The sequence below is a fragment of the Paraburkholderia sp. JHI2823 genome (assembly GCF_038900695.1).
Taxonomy (GTDB): domain Bacteria; phylum Pseudomonadota; class Gammaproteobacteria; order Burkholderiales; family Burkholderiaceae; genus Paraburkholderia; species Paraburkholderia mimosarum.
This window is the reverse complement of sequence record NZ_JAYMRY010000089.1, coordinates 1-6,181: the sequence shown is the minus strand read 5'-3', so window position 1 is coordinate 6,181 and position 6,181 is coordinate 1. Positions and strand designations below refer to the sequence as shown.

At 59.9% G+C, this 6,181-nt stretch carries 5 protein-coding genes and 5 pseudogenes; 5 read left to right on the top strand and 5 right to left on the bottom strand.

Features of this window, described 5'->3' with window-relative positions; genetic code table 11:
• Nucleotides 1-109, top strand: a pseudogene (locus tag VSR34_RS37105) (IS5/IS1182 family transposase); the annotation flags it as partial.
• 200 nt (nucleotides 110-309) lie between these two features.
• Here VSR34_RS37105 and VSR34_RS37100 read toward each other — a convergent pair.
• From VSR34_RS37100 to VSR34_RS37085, 4 genes are all read right to left on the bottom strand, one after another.
• Nucleotides 310-600 (bottom strand): DUF2471 family protein, encoded by a 291-nt coding sequence (locus tag VSR34_RS37100; protein WP_342965090.1) that lies wholly within the window; start codon nucleotides 598-600, stop codon nucleotides 310-312.
• A 65-nt stretch (nucleotides 601-665) separates the two neighbouring features.
• The gene (locus VSR34_RS37095) at nucleotides 666-1,106 is read right to left on the bottom strand and encodes a hypothetical protein (protein ID WP_342965089.1); all 441 of its coding nucleotides are present in this window, start codon (nucleotides 1,104-1,106) and stop codon (nucleotides 666-668) included.
• A gap of 15 nt (nucleotides 1,107-1,121) precedes the next feature.
• The gene (locus tag VSR34_RS37090) at nucleotides 1,122-1,442 is read right to left on the bottom strand and encodes a type II toxin-antitoxin system PemK/MazF family toxin (RefSeq protein ID WP_342965088.1); all 321 of its coding nucleotides are present in this window, start codon (nucleotides 1,440-1,442) and stop codon (nucleotides 1,122-1,124) included.
• Nucleotides 1,436-1,684, bottom strand: coding sequence for an AbrB/MazE/SpoVT family DNA-binding domain-containing protein (locus VSR34_RS37085; protein WP_342965087.1), 249 nt, complete (start codon nucleotides 1,682-1,684; stop codon nucleotides 1,436-1,438). Before VSR34_RS37085 ends, VSR34_RS37090 begins: the two co-directional genes overlap by 7 nt.
• Nucleotides 1,685-1,905: 221 nt before the next feature.
• On the opposite strand from VSR34_RS37085, the gene VSR34_RS37080 reads away from it, so the two are divergent.
• The 4 genes and pseudogenes from VSR34_RS37080 to VSR34_RS37065 form a co-directional block, all read left to right on the top strand.
• The gene (locus VSR34_RS37080; protein WP_342965086.1) at nucleotides 1,906-2,127 is read left to right on the top strand and encodes a hypothetical protein; all 222 of its coding nucleotides are present in this window, start codon (nucleotides 1,906-1,908) and stop codon (nucleotides 2,125-2,127) included.
• Between the two features lie 75 nt (nucleotides 2,128-2,202).
• A pseudogene (locus tag VSR34_RS37075) lies at nucleotides 2,203-3,803 on the top strand (PHP domain-containing protein); the annotation flags it as partial.
• Nucleotides 3,804-4,065: 262 nt separating this feature from the next.
• A pseudogene (locus tag VSR34_RS37070) lies at nucleotides 4,066-4,713 on the top strand (IS110 family transposase); the annotation flags it as partial.
• 84 nt (nucleotides 4,714-4,797) lie between these two features.
• Nucleotides 4,798-5,532: pseudogene (locus VSR34_RS37065) on the top strand (IS110 family transposase); the annotation flags it as partial.
• Between the two features lie 249 nt (nucleotides 5,533-5,781).
• Here the strand turns inward: VSR34_RS37065 and VSR34_RS37060 are convergent.
• Nucleotides 5,782-5,982 (bottom strand): annotated as a pseudogene (locus VSR34_RS37060) (IS5/IS1182 family transposase); the annotation flags it as partial.
• Nucleotides 5,983-6,181 lie beyond the last annotated feature (199 nt).

The window sequence follows — 6,181 nt, the reverse complement described above, 5'->3', positions numbered from 1 at the left end:
GTTTCGCCGCCTCAAAGGCTTCCGCCGCATCTTTTCGCGGTTCGAAAAACTGGACGTGATGTTCCTCGCCTTTATCAATTTCGCGCTCATCGTTGATGGGCTCAGATAGTGTGAACACGCCCTAGATCAATGCCATCTGCTGGCTGCGGTGCTCGCCTGCGCGACGCTCTGAATTCTGTGGCCGATCAACCGCAACCGCTGCCTGGGTTGTTTGATACCGCGCGCTCCATTCAGGGCTTAGGACCGCCGCTGAGAACCGCACATCGGGAGTGATTTGAATGAAGTCGTCCATCGAGCAATTTTCCGTCGTCAACTGACGCGGTTCCACTCGGCGTAGATCGCGCCAAACACCGTGGGAACGACCTCGTGTCCCTCAAGCGAGACCGGCCGATCGTCGTTGGGATAGCCCATCGCGGGCGACGCCCGAAGCATGCCGAGCATTCGACCGCTGTGTTGCCCCGTGGCCGCCACCTCATCGAGGATTTCCGCCTCGATCTTATGAATCAGCGCCCATGTAAGTGTTCCAGCCGCCCGGTGCCGTCGCACGGCCTCAGGGACAGCCGCTTTAAGATCCGCGTCAGCGGCGTACATCGCTTCCATTCCTCTGCGCTCTCCCCTTCGCCGTTTGAGACCGTTTTCCTTGCCCCGCGGGAGCTGGCCTGTGTTCAGGCGGCAGCCTTCCAGATAGTCTTGCGAGCGCGGATGCCGACAGCGCCATTTGCAGCAGCACGCCTACGCTCATTCAGCACCGTGCCAACACGCTGAAGGATTTCCGTGGCAGGATGCCCCGCGCGCTCGCCACGAGGCGGCAGCAGTTTCTCGCGCTCGATGAACTGCTTGACCACCGCAAGCGTCTCAATGTCCGTCTCGCGATTCACGAGGTCCATGTTCGAGGCGAGTTCAGCGACGTGCGCCGCTCGCTGGGCGTGCCGCTTCATACTCGCCGCGCGGGCGTTGATCCGCGTCCACGCGACCATCCATTCTTCCAAACTTGACCAACTGATACGCGTACCTGGCGTCGTGATCGCAACTCGCTGAGACTGCGCCCGCTGGGTCCGATACAGAACAACATCGTAGACATTGTGAGCAAGCGTTGAGCGCATCATCGTTTTCTCGTTTGCCTATTCCGCAAAGACTTCCTGCAACGTGCGCAGGGTGTCCAACAACGTTTTATCGGCCACTGCGCCCTCTTTCTTGACCAGTCGCATCTTGTCGACCGCGCGCATCTGATCCAGGAGGATCAACCCCTGCTTGCGCTTGAACGTCACCGGAATCCGAAAAGGCGCTGCGCGGCCCTTCGAAGTCATCGGGGCGACGAGGACCGTCCGCAAATGATCGTGCATTTCGGGAGGCGAAACCACGACACACGGCCGCGTCTTCTGAATCTCACTCCCCAAAGTCGGATCGAGCGCGACCAACCACACGTCTCCGCGCACTACCATGAAAGTTCCGCATCGTCAGCATTGGCGAATTCACCCATCACCAGCGAATCATCCCCGCTCTCCGCGAGCGCTTTGCTCGCGTCCGCCCACCCTTCACGGGCCTTTTGCCGGGGGCGTCGCAGCACAATCGCGTCGTTTTCGACTTCCATTTCCACTTCGTTCTCCAGTCCCAACTGCGTGAGGAAGGGTTTCGGAATCAGCACGCCTTGCGAGTTCCCCATCCTGCGAATCGTCGTTTTCATAGATCCACCGTACCAACAATGTTATGCCAAGCACGCGAGATGCGTCAACACAATGTTATTACGCAAGAGGCGGTGTGTCACTACCTGCACAACGGCCGGGGCCTCAGAGCGGCCTACGCCCTGCGCGGGCCCCTGGGCGGGCGTGCTGATGCCAATCGCCGTTAGCCATGACAAGGCATGAGGGTTGCGGTCCGCAGTTGTCAGCGAAATGGAGGTCGATCATGGCAGAAACCCACAAGCCGGGAGAAATCGTGAAAACGTCCGGCATCTACAAGGTCGTCCACGACGGGGACGGCAAAGCCTTCGAGGTCACCTGTGTGGAGGGCGAGCACTTCCCGCCCACACGCAGCGGAAAAGGCGCTCACTACGAGTTGCTGCACGGCGCGCAGCATTCGCACAAGCCCAAGGAACTTGGTTCAGCAGACCAGGACCATCCTGTGTAGAATACTGTGCATCTATACAGTAATTCAGGGAGGCATTGCGCCCGGCAAGGCGGGCGAGGATGCCTTGCGCGACCAATGGCAGAAAACGGCTTTGGCGCACTCCCGGCCTACGCAGAGCTCCAGTGCACCTCGAACTTTTCCTTTCTGCGTGGCGCATCGCACGCCGATGATATCGCCGCGCGTGCGGCCCAGCTTGGCTATGCCGCAATTGCCGTTACGGACGAATGCTCGCTTGCCGGGGTCGTGCGCGCGCATGTCGAAGCGAAAAATGTGGGCATCGCCTTCATCGTCGGCTCCGGGTTCGCGCTGACCAACGTCGACGGCTCGCAGGCCCTGCGCTTCACCGCCCTTGCGATGACCCGGGAGGGTTACGGGAACCTCAGCGAACTGATCACGCTTGGACGCATGCGCGCCGAAAAGGGCAGCTACCGCCTCAGTGCGCGCGATCTGGACGATCCCGATCCCGCATATATGCATCTGAAGGGCTTGCCTGACTGCATCGCCATCCTGAGCCCGGACTATCCCGCAGACGAGGCGCGGCTTGATGCGCAGCTTGAATGGTTCGCGGCGACGTTTGGCCCACGTGCCCGGGTTGCACTGACGCTCCATGCGCGCGCCCTGGACGACGTTCACCGGGGCGTGATCGAGCGGATGGCCGCGCGCCACGGGGTGCCCGTCGTCGCGACGGGCGCGCCGCTCATGCACGTACGGTCGCGCAAGCCCTTGCAGGATGTGCTCACCGCCATCCGTCTGGGCAAGCCGGTGTCTGAATGCGGCTACGACCTCGCGCCGAACGCCGAACAGCACCTGCGCTCGCGCCTGCGTCTGGCCAACCTGTACCCTTCACGCGCGCTGGCCGAGACGGTCGCGATCGCGAAGCGTTGCACGTTCTCGCTGGACGAACTGCGTTACGAGTATCCCGACGAGCTGGTGCCCGAAGGCTTCACGCCGGAGGCGTATCTGCGGCAGGAGACCTACACCGGCGCCCATCGCCGCTGGCCCGCCGGCATACCGACGAGGGTCCAGGCGCAGATCGAGCACGAGCTCGCGCTGATCGCGGACCTCAAATACGAGCCCTATTTCCGGTGTACGACATCGTGCGCTTCGCGCGCAACGAGGGAATCCTCTGCCAGGGTCGGGGCTCCGCTGCCAACTCTGCAGTCTGCTATTGCCTCGGTGTGACCGAAGTCGACCCGGCGCGTTCGTCGATGCTGTTCGAGCGCTTCATCAGCAAAGAGCGCGGTGAACCACCCGACATCGACGTGGACTTCGAGCACCAGCGACGTGAGGAAGTCGTTCAGTGCATCTACCGCAAGTACGGGCGCGAGCGCGCGGCGCTTACTGCCGCCGTGACGACCTACCGGCCACGCAGTGCACTACGCGAGGCTGGAAAGGCGCTCGGCGTCGACCCGGCCATCGTTGATCGGGTTGCCAAGGCGCACCACTGGTTCGATTCGAAGGAGGATCTGCTCAGCCGGTTTGCGGAAGCCGGGCTCGATCCGCAGGCGCCGCTTATTGCACAGTGGGCGAACTTCGCCATGTTGCTGCTGGGCTTTCCGCGCCACCTCTCGCAGCACAGCGGCGGGTTCGTCATCAGCCGCGGCAAGCTCTCCAGGCTCGTGCCGATCGAGAACGCGGCGATGGCGGACCGTTCAATCATCCAGTGGGACAAGGACACCCGCGAATTTGAGACCATGGACGCGTAACCAGTCACATGTACTCCATGGACATAGCAAGCCAGAACAACACGCTACGGCTGCAACTGCGCCCTAGAAATTCGAATAACCAAATTGACCAGAGGCTGGCACGATGGCGCGTCTTGAGTACATCAGCTTTACACCGATGCGTGAGTCGATCATAGACGGCGCTGTCGAATGGACAGCCTGGTCATGAAAGGCGGATGATGAAGGGTTCATCGAGGACAACCGGGAGATGGCGATGATTTCCAGCAAAACCGTGGTTGGTGTTGACATCGCGAAGCGCGTCTTTCAACTGCACTGGGTCGAACCCGAGTCTGGAGAGGTTGTGAGCCGGCAGCTCAAACGCGAGAAATTTCTTGAATACTTTTCCAACCGATCCCCGTGTCTGATCGGTATGGAAGCTTGTGGCGGTTCGCAGCACTGGGCGAGGCAACTTGCGGCTCTCGGTCACGAAGTCAAGTTGATGCCCGCTTGCTGGGTGAAACCGTTTTGCGGCAGCAACAAGAGTGACGTGCAGGATGCCCGGGCGATCTGGCTGGCAGTACAGCAGCCCGGTGTCAAAACCGTTGCGGTAAAAAGTGAAGCACAGCAAGCGGTTCTGGCGCTTCACCGCATCCGTCAGCAGTTGGTCAAGTTCCGTACCGCCCAGATCAATGCACTTCGCGGCTTGCTTACCGAGTACGGTGAAATTATGCCGCTCGGCCGGGCCGCTCTGGCAAACGGTGTGGTTGCCGCCCTCGAGCGGATCGCCGAGCGACTTCCCGCTGTGCTAATCGAGACTTTCCGCGAGCAGTGGTCACGCATCGCGGCGCTCGACGACCAAATTAACGAGATTGAGCGGCGACTTCAGGTATGGCATAGAAACGACACATTAAGTCGTCGCATCGATCGGCGATCCCAAGGCGTTTAAATCTGGCCGCGAATTAGCGGCATGGCTGGGTCTCGTCCCCAGGCAAAGTGGAACGGGCGGCTGGCAGTACAGCAGCCCGGTGTCAAAACCGTTGCGGTAAAAAGTGAAGCACAGCAAGCGGTTCTGGCGCTTCACCGCATCCGTCAGCAGTTGGTCAAGTTCCGTACCGCCCAGATCAATGCACTTCGCGGCTTGCTTACCGAGTACGGTGAAATTATGCCGCTCGGCCGGGCCGCTCTGGCAAACGGTGTGGTTGCCGCCCTCGAGCGGATCGCCGAGCGACTTCCCGCTGTGCTAATCGAGACTTTCCGCGAGCAGTGGTCACGCATCGCGGCGCTCGACGACCAAATTAACGAGATTGAGCGGCGACTTCAGGTATGGCATAGAAACGACACATTAAGTCGTCGCATCGCCGAGATCCCGGGTGTCGGACTTTTGACGGCGACGGCGGCCGTCGCATCGATCGGCGATCCCAAGGCGTTTAAATCTGGCCGCGAATTAGCGGCATGGCTGGGTCTCGTCCCCAGGCAAAGTGGAACGGGCGGCCGGATGCGATTGCTCGGCATCAGCAAGCATGGTGACACTTACTTGCGAACATTGCTGATCCACGGCGCGCGATCGGTACTCACCCATAGCAAAGAGCCTCCCATCTGGGCAACGAAACTGGCGCAACGCCGACCACAGAATGTCGCGATTGTAGCGCTGGCCAACAAGATGGCCCGTACGATCTGGGCACTACTGGCCCATGAGCGAAAGTATCAACGGGAGTTTGTCAGTAAGCCGACGATCGCTTAACCCCAGTCACGTACATTTCCTTATCCACGGTTGCGCAAGGTACGACAACGAATGATGGCAAACAGGTCAGACCGTGACACGCCAAGCCTGCATGCAGCAGAGGACTTCGAGTCCACGAACCAAATGAGGCGCGGGTCAGCGGATTCCATCAGGGCCAACAGGCAGATGCCTCTACAACAGGCCGGATATAAAACCGCATCCTGATCATGTTTGACAGCATCGATGCCGGCCCTTGGCAAACGGGAGGCAACCATATAACTGCTGCATGAAGTGGATTTGAAGCATCGTCGCAACCGGGAACGGCGGCCTTCCAGTCTTACCCTTCGGATAGTGTGGTTCGATCAACGCAATCAACCTCGACCATGGCACAACGCGCCTCATCTCATCGAGAAATTCCCGCTTGCGTGTGCGTTTCGTCGAAAGATCCAGACCAAGACCGAACTGTGTCATCAACGAACTCCTTGAACTTGTCTATCTTCCAGGATAGGCGAACCAGTCTTCAATGCCAGGACTTTTGCAGACTGAGGTTCCCTCGGTTTTTCGCCTTCCAGAGGCCTCTGGTTACGCGGCAGCATCCTTGGTCTGCTGAGCTTTGATCCAGTCTTGCAGGAACTGAACCGGCGATACAAAGCCGAGCGACGAATGACGA

Bases quoted from the DNA above. Each gene is read 5' to 3' on its own strand.
- VSR34_RS37085 (WP_342965087.1), bottom strand. From the start codon at position 1,684: ATGAAAACGACGATTCGCAGGATGGGGAACTCGCAAGGCGTGCTGATT.
- VSR34_RS37080 (WP_342965086.1), top strand. From the start codon at position 1,906: ATGGCAGAAACCCACAAGCCGGGAGAAATCGTGAAAACGTCCGGCATC.
- VSR34_RS37090 (WP_342965088.1), bottom strand. From the start codon at position 1,442: ATGGTAGTGCGCGGAGACGTGTGGTTGGTCGCGCTCGATCCGACTTTG.
- VSR34_RS37100 (WP_342965090.1), bottom strand. From the start codon at position 600: ATGGAAGCGATGTACGCCGCTGACGCGGATCTTAAAGCGGCTGTCCCT.
- VSR34_RS37095 (WP_342965089.1), bottom strand. From the start codon at position 1,106: ATGATGCGCTCAACGCTTGCTCACAATGTCTACGATGTTGTTCTGTAT.